This window comes from Sphingomonas sp. SORGH_AS_0950 (assembly GCF_030818415.1).
Lineage (GTDB): Bacteria > Pseudomonadota > Alphaproteobacteria > Sphingomonadales > Sphingomonadaceae > Sphingomonas.
Genome location: NZ_JAUTAE010000001.1, coordinates 3,651,520 through 3,667,139, shown reverse-complemented (window position 1 = coordinate 3,667,139; position 15,620 = coordinate 3,651,520). Strand labels below are relative to the sequence as shown.

Annotated in this window: 12 protein-coding genes; 5 read left to right on the top strand and 7 right to left on the bottom strand. The window is 61.3% G+C overall.

Translation table 11 applies throughout. The annotated features are described in order from the left end of the window. Positions 1 to 43 precede the first annotated feature (43 nt). Together QE385_RS16680 and QE385_RS16675 are read left to right on the top strand one after the other, a co-directional pair. Positions 44 to 658, top strand: a complete 615-nt coding sequence (locus QE385_RS16680) for a TetR/AcrR family transcriptional regulator (RefSeq protein ID WP_307103746.1) — start codon at positions 44 to 46, stop codon at positions 656 to 658. Positions 659 to 776: 118 nt separating this feature from the next. Continuing rightward, positions 777 to 2,207, top strand: coding sequence for an IS1182 family transposase (locus QE385_RS16675; RefSeq protein ID WP_307103744.1), 1,431 nt, complete (start codon positions 777 to 779; stop codon positions 2,205 to 2,207). 290 nt (positions 2,208 to 2,497) lie between these two features. Here the strand turns inward: QE385_RS16675 and QE385_RS16670 are convergent, their stop codons facing one another. From QE385_RS16670 to QE385_RS16655, 4 genes are read right to left on the bottom strand one after another with little or no spacing between them, the layout of a single operon-like run. Continuing rightward, positions 2,498 to 3,301, bottom strand: a complete 804-nt coding sequence (locus tag QE385_RS16670; protein ID WP_307103742.1) for a formylglycine-generating enzyme family protein — start codon at positions 3,299 to 3,301, stop codon at positions 2,498 to 2,500. Between the two features lie 16 nt (positions 3,302 to 3,317). Then, positions 3,318 to 3,584 carry a hypothetical protein gene (locus tag QE385_RS16665; RefSeq protein WP_307103740.1) on the bottom strand — a complete coding sequence of 89 codons (267 nt, stop codon included), beginning with the start codon at positions 3,582 to 3,584 and terminating at the stop codon, positions 3,318 to 3,320. Then, positions 3,572 to 5,230 carry a sulfatase gene (locus tag QE385_RS16660; RefSeq protein ID WP_307103738.1) on the bottom strand — a complete coding sequence of 553 codons (1,659 nt, stop codon included), beginning with the start codon at positions 5,228 to 5,230 and terminating at the stop codon, positions 3,572 to 3,574. The genes QE385_RS16665 and QE385_RS16660 overlap by 13 nt, the downstream gene beginning before the upstream one ends. A gap of 11 nt (positions 5,231 to 5,241) precedes the next feature. Beyond that, on the bottom strand, positions 5,242 to 7,626 hold the full coding sequence (locus QE385_RS16655; RefSeq protein WP_307103737.1) for a TonB-dependent receptor: 2,385 nt from the start codon (positions 7,624 to 7,626) through the stop codon (positions 5,242 to 5,244). A gap of 449 nt (positions 7,627 to 8,075) precedes the next feature. Here QE385_RS16655 and QE385_RS16650 point away from each other — a divergent pair, with 449 nt between their 5' ends. After that, on the top strand, positions 8,076 to 8,567 hold the full coding sequence (locus tag QE385_RS16650; RefSeq protein ID WP_307103733.1) for a GNAT family N-acetyltransferase: 492 nt from the start codon (positions 8,076 to 8,078) through the stop codon (positions 8,565 to 8,567). A gap of 317 nt (positions 8,568 to 8,884) precedes the next feature. Here the strand turns inward: QE385_RS16650 and QE385_RS16645 are convergent, their stop codons facing one another. Further along, on the bottom strand, positions 8,885 to 10,978 hold the full coding sequence (locus QE385_RS16645; RefSeq protein WP_307103731.1) for a TonB-dependent siderophore receptor: 2,094 nt from the start codon (positions 10,976 to 10,978) through the stop codon (positions 8,885 to 8,887). 429 nt (positions 10,979 to 11,407) lie between these two features. Here QE385_RS16645 and QE385_RS16640 point away from each other — a divergent pair, with 429 nt between their 5' ends. Both QE385_RS16640 and QE385_RS16635 read left to right on the top strand, forming a co-directional pair. Beyond that, a complete protein-coding gene (locus tag QE385_RS16640; RefSeq protein WP_307103729.1) occupies positions 11,408 to 12,211 on the top strand; it encodes a class I SAM-dependent methyltransferase in 804 nt (267 codons plus the stop codon). Positions 12,212 to 12,377: 166 nt separating this feature from the next. Further along, entirely contained in the window at positions 12,378 to 12,746 is a 369-nt protein-coding gene (locus QE385_RS16635; protein ID WP_307103727.1) for a hypothetical protein, read from the top strand. 287 nt (positions 12,747 to 13,033) lie between these two features. On the opposite strand, the gene QE385_RS16630 is transcribed toward QE385_RS16635, so the two are convergent. Both QE385_RS16630 and QE385_RS16625 read right to left on the bottom strand, forming a co-directional pair. After that, the gene (locus QE385_RS16630) at positions 13,034 to 14,065 is read right to left on the bottom strand and encodes a purine nucleoside permease (RefSeq protein ID WP_307103725.1); all 1,032 of its coding nucleotides are present in this window, start codon (positions 14,063 to 14,065) and stop codon (positions 13,034 to 13,036) included. A 592-nt stretch (positions 14,066 to 14,657) separates the two neighbouring features. After that, positions 14,658 to 15,548: a LysR substrate-binding domain-containing protein gene (locus QE385_RS16625; protein WP_307103723.1), complete on the bottom strand. Its 891-nt coding sequence runs from the start codon at positions 15,546 to 15,548 to the stop codon at positions 14,658 to 14,660. Between the last annotated feature and the right edge of the window lie 72 nt (positions 15,549 to 15,620).

The following is a 15,620-nucleotide window of genomic DNA, read 5'->3' as shown; positions in this document are numbered from 1 at the left end:
GAATGCGAGCGTAACCTCATATTTGGCTACTCGCATTCGACTTATGGAAGAAACGACGACCTCGCAGCGCCCCCGCCCCCGCAAAATGCCACGCCAAGGCCGTTCCGCCGAGACGGTGCGGGCGATCATCGAGGCTACGGCTCGCATTCTGGAACAAGGTGGGCTCAGCGCGTTCACAACCAATGCGGTCGCCGAGAAGGCCGGCGTCAGCATCGGCTCGCTCTATCAGTATTTTCCCGGCAAGGAGGCGCTGATCGGGGCCTTGATCGTGCGCGAGACATCGCTGCTGATCGCCGAGTGCGACGCGATAGTTGCTGGTGCGAACGGTCGACAGGCATTGCAAGGTGTGATCGCGTCTGCCGTGGACCATCAACTGCGCCGACCGGCCTTGGCAAGGCTCTTGGATCTGGAAGAGGCTCGCCTACCTTTCGATGAAGATACCCAGCGGGTAACACGGCGGCTGCACTCGATCTTGTTGTCCATCCTGGCGCGCACCGATCTCCCGCAGCAGCGCGATCCCGATGTAGCCGCACAAGACGTGTTGGCTATCATCAAGGGTATGGTGGACGCTGCCGGAGAACGCGGCGAACGGGATCGGGACGCTCTTGGCTCGCGCGTGGGCAGGGCCGTCTACGGTTATCTGGACAATGCCGCCTGATGATTTGGCGATCCTGTCTGAAACAGCGCTCGTGACCGCTTTCCTAAAATACCATCCAAACCGTCCGAAAACGCGGTCGTGGATTCCATGCGCGGCGGGAGCGGTGTAATCTGCGGGCATGGCATATATCGAAGGTCATGCCCGGGATCAGGCGCTGCTTCTGCCGGCATCGGTCGAGGACTATGTGGCGGCAGACAACCCGGTGCGGTTCATCGACGCATTCGTCCACGACCTTGATCTGGGCGCTGCCGGTTTCCAGAGGACACAGCCGAAGGCGACGGGGCGGCCTGGTTACGATCCGGCCGACATGCTCAAGCTATACCTGTACGGCTACCTCAACCGGGTACGGTCGAGCCGGCGCCTGGCAGCGGAAGCGGCCCGCAATCTCGAACTGATCTGGTTGTTGCGTGGGGTGCGGCCGGACTTCCGGACCATCGCTGAGTTCCGGCGCGACAACCGGGCCGCGTTCAAGACGGTGTTCCGGGCGTTCGTCCTGCTGTGCAGCAAGCTCGACCTGTTCGGGCGCGAGTTGCTGGCGGTGGACGGCACGCGGCTGAAGGCGGTGAACGGTCGGGCGCGCAACTTCAGCCGCGAGCGACTGGCGACGTATCTTGCCGCGACCGATGCGCGACTGGAACGCTATCTGGCGGAGCTGGACCAGATCGACCGCGGCGAGGATGGTGCTGGCACCGGCCGCGGCGAAGCGCTGGCGACGAAGATCGCCAAGCTGCGCGAACAGCGTCAGGTCAGCGCGGCGCTGCTGGGCCAGCTGGAGGAAAGCGGCGAAGGGCAAATCTCGCTCACCGATCCTGACGCCCGCCTGATGGTCGCGCATTCGAAGGTCACGGTTGGCTACAACGCGCAGGTGGCGGTCGACGCCAAACACAGCCTGATCGTCGAGCAGCATGTCACCAACGCCTGTAACGACATGGGCCTGCTGGCATCCACCACCGGAGCGGCGATGGAGGCGCTCGGGGTCGAGCGGATCGATGTGGTCGCCGACATGGGGTATCATTCGGGCGACGATATTGTCGCGTGCGAGGCGGCCGGCATCACACCGTACATTCCCCGCCCGCACCGCGGCACTGCCGTCGGCAACGGCCTCTTCCCCAAGGAGCGGTTCCGCTACGATCTCGAGGCCGACGTCTATCACTGCCCCGGCGGACAGGTGCTGGACACCCGCTACGCCTCGGTGACCCGCGGCCATCTGTCGGTCCAGTATTCCAGCCCTGCCGCCTGTACCGGTTGTCAGATCAAGGCGCGTTGCACGACCGGGCGCTGGCGACGCATCAATCGCGGCGAGCACGAAGCGGTCATCGAGCGCATGACGGCACGCCTGGCCAAGCGCCCCGGCATCCTCACCATCCGCAAATCCACGGTCGAGCACCCGTTCGGCTCGATCAAGCAGTGGATGAACCAGGGCGCGTTCCTGATGCGCGGGCTGGACAAGGTCCGCGCCGAGTTCAGTCTGACGGCGCTCGCCTACAATCTTAGGCGGGCCATCACCCTCATCGGCGTGCCGGGGCTCATCCGGGCGGTGCAAGCCTGAACCACATCACCGAACATGCCCTCGTCACGTCCTGGACGGCAGGTAAGGCGCGTATCCCGGCCGCACGATGCACATAAAGGCAAATACTCGGTTCTTGCGCCAGTTCGCCAAGAGGAACCCCTGCAGCTCCCACCACCAGCGAGTTTTCGGACGGTCTGCATCCCAAACGGGAAGGTGCTTTGCGGAAGATGCCACACTGAGCGCATCACCTCCTGGGTCCGGGGCCAACATCGCCCTGTCTGCTGCAGCGGCCTTACACACGGACTTGCGCACCTGATCGACCCGCCACGTTATGAGAGGTCGGCAGCGCAGCGAAAGCCGATATGGGATGTCGGCACCGTGCCGATCTGACGGGCGGCAGGCCGATATCGTCGGCACCAGTTCGGGGCACATAAGTGCGATCCGCCCTTGATCACTCCGCCTTCCGCTTCATCCTGGCGCTCCGTTCCGCAGCAGCTCGGTTTAGCATCGAAAGGAGGTGCCTTGGTGGCAGTCCATTCCCACACGTTCCCGATCATGTCGAACAGGCCGAAACCATTGGGCTCGTGGGACGCCACCGGCGTGGTGAACGGCAGTTCCCGACCTTGTGTCCGGCTCGAAGGAAAGTCGCCTTCCCATATGGAGGCGGGGATTTGATCATCGATGGTCAGCGTGTCACCCCAGGCATAATCGCAGCCGTGAAGACCTCCGCAGGCGGCTGCCTCCCACTCGACTTCCGTGGCCAGCCTTTTGCCGGCCCATGCGGCATAGGCCTGTGCATCACTATGCCCGACATGCACGACGGGATGTTGCTCGATGGAACTCCAGCGGCTCGCATGTCCGTGGGGCGTCTGCCATGAAAGGCCATCGATGAACCGCCATGATGCCGTCCCGGCATCATGAAAGGCGAACAGCAGTGAGCCCGGACGTCCATCCTCGCCCCGTTCGGCCTCGGTGACATGGCCGGTCGCCTCCACAAAACGCGCGAACATCGCGTTCGTGACCGGGGTCGCGTCGATGCGAAAAGTGCTAACCGAAGCGGGCCGCGCGGGACGCTCCTCGGGGTAGAAACGGTCGGACCCCATCTCAAACGTGTGACCGGGAATGACGCGCATATCCTCCGTCACGCGGTCAAAGGCCCGACGGCGCGACGCGATTGGCGTTGCGGATGGTGGCCTGAATATCCATCGTCGGCGTCGAGGGCTTGTAGGTTCGATCCAGGACCAGTTCGAGATAGCGCCCGGCATAGTTGAGATACTGGTCGTCGCTGTGCGCGGCGCGGCCGATCGCCGCACGGGCGGGCCGCGCCTTGTCACCAATGAAGGTCAGCGCGTTCAACGCCTGCAGGCGAACCCGTGGATGGGGATGATGGTCGAGGAGATCGGTCAGTACCGCCACCGCGGCCGATCCGTCGGTGAGGTTGGCGACCGCCTCGGCAGCAACACCACCCGCACATGCGGCGAGGGATCGTCACGCATCGCTGACTCCAGCCGCGACAGATAATCCCGCGCGGCGTCACCCAAAATCAGGAAGCCGGTCGCAGCCCAATAGCGCAGCACATCGTCGTCATCGCCGAGTTGTTCGCTCAAATAGGCAAGGTTGGCGGGGTCACCGCGCGCCGCAGTCGCCGCAAGGGCCATCGCACGGCGGAGCGGATAGGCCCCCCGACGGCGGCTTTCGTCATACCCTTCGACGGGCGAACCCTCGGGGATGAAACCATTGTCGTTGACCGCCACCATATGCGCATCGAGCGCCCGGCGCATCTCGGCGATGCGCTGGGCGTGGGCGGGCATGTCGATGAGGTTGTGGACCTGATCCCTGTCGGCGTTCAGATCGAAGAATTGCTCGAACGGCTTTTTGCCCCAGAACGCCTCCTGAACCGGATCGAGGGTTCCGGCGAGATGCGCCGCCTCCCAATCCTGATACCCCTTGGCCAGCCATTCGAACGCACCGTGCTGTCCCCAGGGGCGATGCGGGGAATAGTTGCGGAGATAGCGGAACCGCCCGTCGGTAACGGTTCGCACCATGTCGTAGCGCTCATCCATGCGATTGCGCATCCCGAAGGCATAGCGTTTCGGCGACGCCATATGTGAGCCCAGAAACGCGGTGCCCTGCATATGCGGGGGGGGCTTGATGCCGGCGATCGACAGCACGGTGGGAGCCAGATCGATGAAGCTGACGGGTGCGCTGATCTGCGTGTTCGGAGCGGCGGGCGCGAGCCTTCGCCAGCGGGGCGGCACGCGCACGATCATCGCGCAGCGATGGCCTTCGTCATAGCAATAGCGCTTGCTGCGGGGCAGCACGCCGCCATTGTCCGAATAGTAGAAGACGATCGTATTGTCCGCGAGGCCCGAGGCGTCGAGTTCCGCGAGCTTTTGCGCGATTTCGCCGTCCATCTTTTCCATTAAATTGTAATAGGTTGCGAAATCCTGCCGTATCCCTGGGGTGTCCGGCAGGTAGGCCGGCAACCGTATGGCAGCAGGCTCCACACGCCCCTCCACCGGTTTGAATATACGGGATTCGTGCGTGGTTTCGTGATTGAAGACAGCAAAGAAGGGAGCGCCATCCGGCCGATTTCGCCAATGGGCGGATTTGCTCGACTCGTCCCAGATCACTGCGGGATCAAGGTCGGAATTATAGTCGGTCTTGGCGTTGTTGGTACAGTAATATCCGATCTCGCGCAGATATTGTGGCAGGCCACGTAGCAGGTTCGGTAATTTCGCCACCGCCCGCATGTTATGAGCTGGCCCTGCGCTTTCCGGATGAACGCCGGTGATGATCGCGAAGCGGGTCGGCGCGCAGACGGGCGCGTTGGTATAGACGTTGCGGTAGAGCAGACCTTCCTTCGCCAATGCGTCCAGCGTCGGCGTATGGGCGAGTGTATCGCCGTAGGCGCCGATGAACGGGTTATTGTCCTCGCTGACAAGCCACAGGATGTTGGGCCGTTCGGATGGGGTGGCAGCGGCGAGCGCATCGGTGGCGAGCCCAGTTGCGGTCAGCGCAGGACCGGCGGCCAGAACGTCGCGGCGGGATATCGTCGACATGGATCCGTTCCTCAATAAGCGATCGAGAAGGTCGCACCGACATAGCGGTCGGCGTCCTTCGGCAGGAAACCGGTCAAGTTGCCGGGATTGGCGGCATTGGTCAGTTGGCCGGCGCGACCGACGCTGGTCAGGAAATGACGGTCGCCGATATTGCGTACGAACAGGGTCGCGGAATAGCGCCCCGCGACCTGCCGTACGCCGATGCTGGCCTCGAAGGTGGCATAACCGCCCTGCGCCAGTTCAGGATCTTGCTCGAGGGAGAAGTTGACCCGTGTTTGCCCATTGGCCGACACCTGCCCGAACAGGGCGAGGTCCGAGTTGGGCAGATCGGTTTCATAGCGCGTCGTCAGCATGCCGCGCCAGGACGGCGCGTTCGGGATGCGTCCGCCACGCACGTTCAGCAGCGGCGTTCGACCGGCTGCCGTCCGGTAGCACTGATTGACCGGGAAGCCGGATTGAACCGGTGCCGCTCCTTGCTGAGGGAGGGGACAACTTACCCCATCGACGTCGAGATCCGTCGCCAGATAGGTAGCCCCGCCACTGATCGTCAGCCCGCGTGCCGGGCGTGCGATCCACTCCACCTCGACGCCTTTCGTAATCGCGCTCCCGGCGTTGGTGGGGATGGTAGAGACAATGCCGGTAACAGGATCGGTATAGGCCGCCTGCACCTGCAGATTGGCATAATCGGCATAGAATGCCGCAGTGTTCAGAGAGAGGGCGCGGTCGAACAGATCGAGCTTCACACCCGCCTCCCACGCCTTCACCGTTTCGGGCAAGACAGGGCGCTGGCTCGCGAAATTGGCGTTCACCTCGATGTCGTAGGCGGCCCCCTTATAGCCGCGTGTCCATGTGACATAGGCCTGCGCATCACGACTGGCGCGATATTGCAGGCCCAGCTTGCCCGACAGATCGGTGTCGCGGGTCGAACCGCTGCCACGCGACGCCCCCATGAGAGGCGCATCGCCCGTCACCAGCGGCAGGCCGGGACGGTTCCCCTCATAGCCGACCCTCTCGCGCTGTAGCCGAGCCCCGGCGATCGCCGAAAGGCGGTCGACCAGCTTCAACTCGGCCTGGCCGAATGCGGCATATTGCTGCGTCGTCGACTTGGCGTTGTGGAAGGTCGAGACATAGGTCGGTGCCGCGCAGGGCTGACCGAACACAGCCGCGCCGTTAACGCCGCCCGCCACGCAATTGCCGAGGCGACGGCGGAATCCACGCGTGACGTCCAAATCAAGAAAGTAGAGCCCGGCCACATAAGTGATCGCGCCGGTTTGCGGCGATGTCAGCCGCAATTCCTGACTGAACTGCTTCACGCCCGCCGGCCCCCCGTTCAGGATGCCGCGACCGTTGCCGAACGGCACGAAGATCGGCGACGGCGTGTTCAGGCCATCGACGTCGACATTGTTGTCAAAGTTGAAATCCTGCCATGCCGTCAGCGATGTCAGCGTGTGCCGTCCAAGATCGAGATTCGCTTCCAGCGATCCCAGCAACTGGCGGGTGTTATTGAACGACGGCACGTCGATGCTGACCTGCCTGTTGTGGCGGCTGGCGACCACCGGCGACAACAATTGCGCCAGAAGCGGCGTTGTCACCTTGATATATTGCGGCTGGCAACAATTCGCATCGGTATGGCGATAGTCGATTGTGCCGAGCAGGTTGAGCCCTGGAGCTGCAGCCCAGTCGAGCTTGCCGCGCAATCCCCAACTCTTGAAGCCGTTCTGGTCGCGGCCGCTGGCCACATTGGTGATGTGCCCACCGACGTCATTGCGAAAGCCGCTAAGCCGAAAGCCGAGCGTGTCGCTCAAGGGTCCGGAGACGGTTCCCTTGATCCGGTACTCGCCAAGTTCGGCGATGGTTGCCTCTGCGCGAGCCGTGAACGTCCGGGTCGGGCGCGCGGTGACGACGCTGATGACGCCCGCCGTGGCGTTTTTGCCGAACAGCGTTCCTTGCGGCCCCCGCAGCACCTCCACCCGCTCCAGATCGGCGAGATCGACAAAACCTTGCGCCTGTCGAGCGAGGACGACGCCATCGATGACCGTCGACACGGAGGATTCGGACCCCTGATTGAACAGCGTCGTACCGATGCCGCGCACGCGGAAGGTCGAGTTGGAGACGTTGTTGCCTTGCGTGTAGGTGAGCGAGGAGACGGCCTGGACCAATCCATTCGTATCGTTGATCTGCCGCTGCGACAGCGTGTCGGCGGACAGCGCGGTGACGGCCAGCGGCACATCCTGCAGGCGTTCGCTTCGCTTCTGCGCGGTGACGACAATGTCGCCTTCATCGACCGGCGAGCTTGATGGGGCATCCAAGGCCTGCCCGCTTGCCGGAATGCTCATCCAAACCGGCGCGAAAATGAGCAGCGCACCAACCATTAGCTCGCGATGGACGATCGACACGAAACCCCCTTATTCCCATTGGTTTGGTGGAGATTGCCGCCGGAAGAGAATGGGCCAAACGAAGAAATTCTATCGCTTGGGCAACGGGGTGATTCCTGCCCCACTCAGGCAATTGGCTGAGGGGGTAGGCGCCCCGCTGAGCGAGGTCGCTAAATCGCGGAATGTTAAGGCACCATCACGACCACCCCCTGATGCCAGGAGAACACGTCGCGCCGGTCGTTCAGTTTCTGCGATCAAGAACCAGGCTTGGCGCGCCTCCAAGAGTATGGTTGCGCTACCGGCTATACGGGTGAGCATGAACGGCACGCCATTCTCGAAATTTGACCCCAATGGGAAAGCCCTGGGCATCTCGCTGACCGTTCCCAAACGGGAAGCCCGAACGCAGCGCCTGACAGCCCTTGGCGATCCCGCCGAACGACGTCATTAGCCATCTACAACGGGGGGGGCGTATGAGCGGCGTCGGATCAAGTGCTGGAACGTACCGGATCGAAGTGGTGCGTGAAGGGACAGAGATTATTGCGAGAGATATTCTCGACAGCCTGCCCGAATGGTTCGGACGGCCTGAATCGCTCGATGAATATGTCGCAGCCACGACCCGTTTGCTGACCTTGGTCGCCTATTCGGAGGACGGCAAAGCTGCCGGCTTTCTGTCCCTGGAAAAGCATACATCCGTCGCAGCCGAAATCCATGTAATCGGTGTCGCGCGGGATCAGCGCGGTAGGGGCTGCGGACGCGAACTGATCGAGCAAGCAGGAACCATGCTAAGAGCCGAGGGCGTCCGCTGGTTGACGGTCAAGACCCTGGCTGCATCCCATCCTGATCCGCATTATGCCGAAACCCGGCTCTTCTATGAAGCCAGCGGGTTCGAACCGCTCGAGGTGTTTTCGGACTTGTGGGGTGAGGACACGCCTTGCCTGATGATGATGAGGCCGATCGGCTGATTCCTATTTCCCGATCGATTCCGAGAACGACGATGCCGTCTCGCTGGCCGTTCCCGATCAGGAAGCCCCGCCGCCTCTCTCTTGGTCTAGGTGCCAATCGTCTCTTTTTGGCGTGCCTGATGAGCCACTGGCGGTTGACAGGGCGGATCGGGAAGTCCTGCCCCAAAAGGAAAGCAGCATGATGCCCCGGCGAGCTGCGATGGGAATATGCTACTCGGCAAGGCTCTTGGTGAGGGATCCGATCCACCGCCAAGGTGTTGCTGGAGCCAGCGCAGACGCCGCGCCGGCAAACAATCCTGACTAACGTTTCCGGCGTGTCAGAAACTGACCCTGGCCGTAGCCAAGAGAGATCGCGGCGCACCGGGCATGTTGAGCAATGGCGAAGTGCCGTGTCCTGAGATGATGTATTTCTCATTGCCCAGATTATAGGCGTTGAGCTGAAGGCGCACCGAGCCGACATTCACCCAAGCCACCGCATCCACCGTGACATAGTGCGGCAATATCGTGGTATTGGCCGGATCGGCCCATCGATCGCCGACATAGTTCATACCCCCGCCGATGCCGAAACGCCCGTCGAAGGTCTTGGTCAGGAAAGCGTTGACGGCGTTCTCCGGCGTAATCGTTGCCCGCTTGTTCACGAAGGCGGGATTGGCCGATGCCGTGACGCGCGTGTCGAGATAGGCATAGCCCGCAATGGCTTGGAAGCCCGATGGCAAGTCGAGTTGACCCGACAGTTCCAAGCCGCGGGTACGCTGCGTACCGATCGGCACCACCCTTGTCGGTGTCAGCGGATCGCTGCCCTTGATGCCGGTACGGCGCAGGATGAACCCCGCCGCCTGGATGTTCAACTTTCCGCCGAACAGCGTGTATTTGGCGCCCACCTCCCTGTTGGTGGTCTCCTCTGGCGCGATATCCGCGTTGTTGGCCGCGAGCGCGAATGTTTCGGCCGAGGGCTGAAAGCTCTGGCTCCATGACACATAATAGGATTGCGCTGCATTCGGCTGGAACACGAGGCCAGCACGTGGGCTCCATTTGCGATCGGTGCGGGCGAGATTCGGCTGGCCTGGCAGCAATTGGTAGGTTTTCTGGATGAACCAGTCGTGCCGGGCGCCTACCAGTGCCTTGAAGCCGTGGCCGAGGTCGGCAAGATCCTGCACATAGAGGCCACGCGTGTCGAACGTCGTGTTGCTGTTAGCGCTCAGCTTAGTGAAGCTCGCATCGTTCACGACGGGTAGCACCGGGTTGAAGAGCGAAGTAACGGTAACAATTCGCGAAGCGAAGGTTTGCGCGCCCTTTACCTGCCGAGCGATTTCAAAGCCGTAAAGTAGCGTGTGCTCCATCCCGGCGAAGTGCAGCTTCTGGGTCAGCTCGGATTGGTTAGACCAGCCATCCTCGTCGCGGTTGAGCCGGCCATGCTGGAGCGTCACCGTCAACGCGGCCGCGTTCACCGCCGAGGGCAATGTGCTGTGGCGATCGAGTTGATAGGTGTAATGGCGAAAGCCGTTGCGGAAGCTCAGGGTGTCCGAGAAGCGGTGCGTCAGTATGACGGTCTGCGACAGCACCCTGCTGGTCGTGGCATCGGCATTGCGGGCATTGGCAGCACCATAATAGGTCGAACGCGGCACGTCGACCGGCCGTCCATTGATGGCGGGTATACCAAGATCCATCAGACGCGTGTCGCGTAAGTAGTCCGCCTCGACATACAGCGTGGTATCCCGGCCAGCCCCGAGCAGCAGCGAGGGCGCGAGCGCGAAGCGCTTGAGGAACTGCTGGTCGCGGAAGCTTCCGTCGTCCTCATAAGCACCGGTCAGGCGGAAGCCGACGCCGCTTTTCGGGTCGAAGCGACCCACATCCCACTCGCCGCGCTTGGTGGCGAAGGATCCGGCAGAGAGGGTGGCGGAGGTGATGTTCACATCGGGTTGCTTGAGCACCCGGTTGATGAGCCCACCTGATGAACCACGGCCATAGAGCACCGCCGCGGGCCCCTTGATGACCTCGACGCGTTCCGTGTTGGAGAGATCACGAAAATACAGAGCATCGTCGCGAAAGCCGTTGACGAACTGGTCGGCGATGGCGGTGAAGCCACGGATATTCACCTGATCACGCTGGCCATCGCCTCCGGCGAAGCTGACGCCGGGGACGTTCTTGAGCGCATCCTGAAGCGATAGCGCCCGTTGGTCGAGCAGGACCTGTGCCGGAACCACCGCGATCGACTGCGGAATATCGCGCAAGGGTGCCGGGGTCTTGGCGGCGGAGGTGTCCGTGGGCGTATAGCCCTCCCGCTCGCCCGTCACGACGATATCCCCCTCCCCGGCATGGGGCGGGCTGGTTTGCGCGGCCGCCATGGACGGTATGGCGGCCCCAAGAAGCAAGGCCATGGGAATGCTTGCCACGAAACGGCAATCGGTCAACTTTGCCCCCCTGAGCATTAATAAGAACGATTCTCATTAGCGCGCAAAGTCGGTTTAGTACAGCCTCAATTGCCGCCGGAACCTGCTAGACGCGCACCCACCGCTCTGAGACGGAGTGCCTCTGCAGCTGTGGACCGCCTGGCACGGCTAACACACCATTCTCGATGAACCATCGAGTTTTGAGACACCGGCCGTTTGACCGATTTGCTTTTCAAGCGGCTCACACTTATCTGTTTCGCGATATCGGAGTGCCCTGACAGTGATCCTGTAACGAAGTCGTATCGGCCGATTGCGCATCGCGCGCTCCCGTTTGAGCCGTTGGCCAAATGGCGCGGGCATGACTTCGTTTTGTGTCAACTCGCTTGTTCCAACGCGCCCCAATCTTGCACGGGTGGCTGAGTCAGAACGAGCAATCCAACAGGTATCATTATGACATTTTCAAACCGCTCGCCGGATAGCATCGTAGCGCATAATCAAGCGGCTTGGGACAAGCTCGCAGCACAGGATTGCGAATGGTCCCGCCCGGTGTCTCCGCAGGCCATTGCAGCAGCCCGTCGAGGCGATTGGTCGGTGCGATTGATACCGGACGATATGCCCGGCCATTGGCTGGGGCAGGTGGCAGGCCGCGACGTGCTTTGCCTTGCGTCCGCTGGTGGTCAACAAGCCCCCCTTCTTGCTGCGGCGGGCGCAACCGTCACCGTCCTGGATGCGTCCGAAGGGCAGTTGGAGCAGGACCGCTTGGTGGCAGCACGGGAGGGCCTAGCCTTGTCCACGATCCGGGGCGACATGCGCGACCTGTCCGTGTTTCCGGACGAGTCGTTCGACATCATCTTCCATCCCATTTCCAATCTCTACGTGCCAGATATTCGGCCTGTCTGGAGGGAATGTTACCGGACCCTTCGCAAGGGCGGGCGGCTGCTGGCGAGCTTCTACAACCCGGTCGTCTTCGTGGGCGACCGCGATCCCCAATGGCGAGAGCAGGGGCTTATTCGTCCGATATACGCCCTGCCCTATGCAGATATCGAGGACATGGAGGTCAACGAACTAGAGGCAAAGGTCGAGCGTGGCGAAGCACTGGTCTACGGTCATAGCCTGACCGATCAGATTGGTGGCCAGACCGAGGCAGGTTTCAGGATCGCAGGATTTGCGGAGGCCCGTGCACCGGCCCCGCGCTTCGTCATCGACCAGTACCTGCCGACCTTCCTTGCAACGTTGGCATTGAAGCCACTTTGATCTGAAGGTTCCCACTTGGAACGGTTACGGCCGTCCCGAGTGGGAACGGCCAGCGAGACGGCGCAGGCATTCCCATTGGGATCGAAAAATGGGCCGCTGGGCGGCGGACTATTGCGTCGCCTTGTCTAAGGGGAGAGTCGGTAGCCTAAACTCCATTGGATGCAACATGAACGATACACCGGCAAAGCTCTTCAACAGTCCGATCGAGCTATATCGGAAGCTCCGAGCGGCTTGGTCCGCCGAAACCGCGAGTCCTCCTGAAAGCTGGTCCGCCGAGAACCCTGCGAAGAACCATTGCAGCGTTACGGCTTTGATCGTTCAGGATCATTTCGGGGGCGACATTCTTACTACTAAGACCGTTGGCGGCACGCACTTCTACAATCTCATTGACGGCACGCGGTGGGATTTGACGGTAAGTCAGTTTCCCGAACCCATCCCGTTTGACGACAATCCGTCTTCTCGTGACGCGGCGATGCGCGACACCACGCCGGAAAAGTACGAAGCAGTTAAGCGCCGGCTTCAAGCGCAATCCTGATAGTGCAGGCCGCGCCCGCTCAAGGGCGCGGCCGCATGGGTTAACCGCTTTCCGATTGGGAAGGTTCAGAGGGACCGCCACGGCGGTCCCATAAGGAACCCAATCGGGACGCGTTAACGGCGCGGTGACGGGGCGTTAGCGTATATAGGTCTATCTATTTAACGCCCCAGCTCGGGCGTCATGCGTGGTCGGGACGCACACATGACGTACCTGTCCCAGGCGACATCCTTCCCTGCCAACGAAAGGATCGCCCCAACAAACTGCGGGATCAAACATCTAGGCATGCCTTACCGAGAGGAGTTTTGCGGATCATTTGAGCTTGGATCGACGCTCGGTATATTTTTGGCATAGATGTCCCAGTGGGCGAGCAGTTCGTGGACGACAGGAACGCCAACGCGGTAATTGGCTTCGTAAGCCGCCATTTGTCCTGGGCCTTCATCACCGACACTGGCGATTGCCGACGTTCCGGGCGGCGGCATTGACGGATTGCTGCCCGTGCGCAGGACCATGACGCGTGCCGGATCCACCAGCTTGAGTTTTCCACCAAGTTCGATGGCGCCAGCCAATGTCTGGCTTTCCATATTGGTCATGGCAAAAACACCCTTGTTTTGCGTCCACAACTTGACCCAGTCGCGTGCCCACTTGGTGCGCCCCGGACCATGCCAGTAACGGCGAGACCCCAGCGTTTCACCCATTAGGACAAACGGCGGGCGCTGGGCGTTGGGATATCCTTTCCATGCGGCGCGCGCCTCGCGAAGCGCGGGAGAATCGGGGATTTGGATTGAACGTGTCCGTTCAAATGCCCAGCGTGCAAGGCCCTGGTTCAACTCGATCGCCATGCCCAGCCCAGATGTGTCGTCGCTTCCGCCAAAACTGTTGCCATTGGTCGGCAGCATATCGGGCCTGTCCGCACCAATCGCGAAAAGTCCATAGGGCCAAGATTCCGGCACTTCGCGATCGTCGAACTCGCGCAGCGTATCGCCCTGTACCACCCAGCGCGCCCATGCCGCGCTACCTACGGATGCAACGGCAGGATCGACACCCGAAATACACGTGAACAGCCAATATGTCTTGGTGAAGTCGAAACGGGGGTCCATCAACAGGCCGATCAACTGCTGGCCATTGTCGCTGAATAGGGTGCCGGTACCGCCCCAGACCATGCCGTAAAGTCCCTGCGCATTTCGTCGCAGGGGGTGCGTCGCACCCGGCAACGGGATGACTTCATTCAGATGTTCGCGTTCGGCCCATAATTGGAATTCGCCGGGAACGTCACCTGTGTCCTTCCCCGGCTCAAAATTTGCAACGACGACAACCTTCACCGGTACTCGCTGGTTCACGGGTAAGGAGGGCACCGATGGCTCCTGCGCCATCGCTGGCGTTAGCAGTGAGACAGCAAGGGAGAGGGAGAGGGAGAGGGAGAGGATAGATGAACGAATGAAAGATTGCATTGCTATGTCTCGCATTCTTGAAATCGGAAAACTTATAAAGTTGAATGCCCCGATTAAATCTGCGGGGATGGATTGCGCTTTGTGACGATCTCGCGCAGCGCTTCCGGCGAAGGGCACGAATTAACCATCGAGCGCGTGTATACAAACGCCATGAATTAGACGCCTTGTTGCAATAAATAGGTCGGCCTCGAATGCACCGACAGAGCAATAAATCTCTTTGACCTATCTTAAGCGGTGAGAGAGCGTCGTCGCGCTGGCATAGGTGCGGCAGCGGCGCAGAATTCCTTAGCGCCCGACTCTCATTCCATCCCTCTCCGGTGAGTATGACGCCGCGTCCTCATTTCACTGAACCGCGCCAGGCTTTCCACAAACGAACGGTCAGCGAGACAGCCAGCTCTTTCTCAAAAAGGTGCCATTATGAGAATGGGTGGCTTAGTCCATCAACCCTGACGCTCATGCCATTCTACTGAGTTACCACACGGTCTTGGAACAGGTTGACAGTGGCAAAGTCGATGAAGGCCCGCAGCCGCGATGATACCAGGCGGCCGGAGGGCCATACGAGTGAGAATTGGCCTTCGGAGCGCACCTTGTCCTCCAGCAGGTGGCAGAGCTCACCAGTCCGAACGGCATCTGCCGCCAGGAAGTCAGGCATATATGCGATGCCCAGACCGTTGATCGCCGCAGCGCGTACGCCCTCCATGTTGCTGCATGCCAGGACTGTACGCGGGTGTCGGTCGAGTTCGAGAGGCCAAGGCTGTAACTGCCCAGAGCCCGGATAGCGGAAGCGCACGGCGTCATAGGTCGCCAAGGCATCGACCGAGCGAGGTTGGCCGTACGTGTTTATGTAGGCAGGAGACGCGCACAGCACGAAAGAAAAGGAGCCGAGCTTGCGCGCGATCAGCGACGACGCGGCCAGTTCACCGCCACGTATCGCCACGTCTATGCCTTCTTCGATCAGGTCGACCAGTCGATCATTGCAATGCAGGTCGAGCTCGATGTGCGGATAGGCAGCGCAAAATGCGGGCAGGTGCGGGACGAGAAACCGATAGCCAATCGTGGGCAAGCTGACCCGAAGGGTGCCACGCGGTATCGCCCCCGCGTCCGATACGGCAATCTCCGCCTCGCGCAGATCATCCAGAATGCGGCGGCAGCGCTCCAGGAACAGCGCGCCTTCATCGGTGAGGCGGACGCGACGGGTGGTGCGATGCAGAAGGCGCACATTAAGTGCTGCTTCGAGTTTGGCGACGTTCTTACCGACAGCGGATGGCGAGAGCCCGAGCGCACGAGCTGCGCCGACGAAGCTCTGCAGTTCCGCCGTTCGAACAAAGCTGGTGATGCCGAGCAGATGATCCACGTCAGCAGATTATAGCCGAAAAGGATATAGACCAAGTCCAACTGACCTGATTATCGCCCTGGGTTCGTGAGA

Excerpts from the sequence above, each read along its gene's own strand:
- QE385_RS16670 (WP_307103742.1), bottom strand. The coding sequence starts at position 3,301 with ATGCGCGTCATTCCCGGTCACACGTTTGAGATGGGGTCCGACCGTTTC.
- QE385_RS16640 (WP_307103729.1), top strand. The coding sequence starts at position 11,408 with ATGACATTTTCAAACCGCTCGCCGGATAGCATCGTAGCGCATAATCAA.
- QE385_RS16635 (WP_307103727.1), top strand. The coding sequence starts at position 12,378 with ATGAACGATACACCGGCAAAGCTCTTCAACAGTCCGATCGAGCTATAT.
- QE385_RS16650 (WP_307103733.1), top strand. The coding sequence starts at position 8,076 with ATGAGCGGCGTCGGATCAAGTGCTGGAACGTACCGGATCGAAGTGGTG.
- QE385_RS16675 (WP_307103744.1), top strand. The coding sequence starts at position 777 with ATGGCATATATCGAAGGTCATGCCCGGGATCAGGCGCTGCTTCTGCCG.
- QE385_RS16680 (WP_307103746.1), top strand. The coding sequence starts at position 44 with ATGGAAGAAACGACGACCTCGCAGCGCCCCCGCCCCCGCAAAATGCCA.
- QE385_RS16660 (WP_307103738.1), bottom strand. The coding sequence starts at position 5,230 with ATGTCGACGATATCCCGCCGCGACGTTCTGGCCGCCGGTCCTGCGCTG.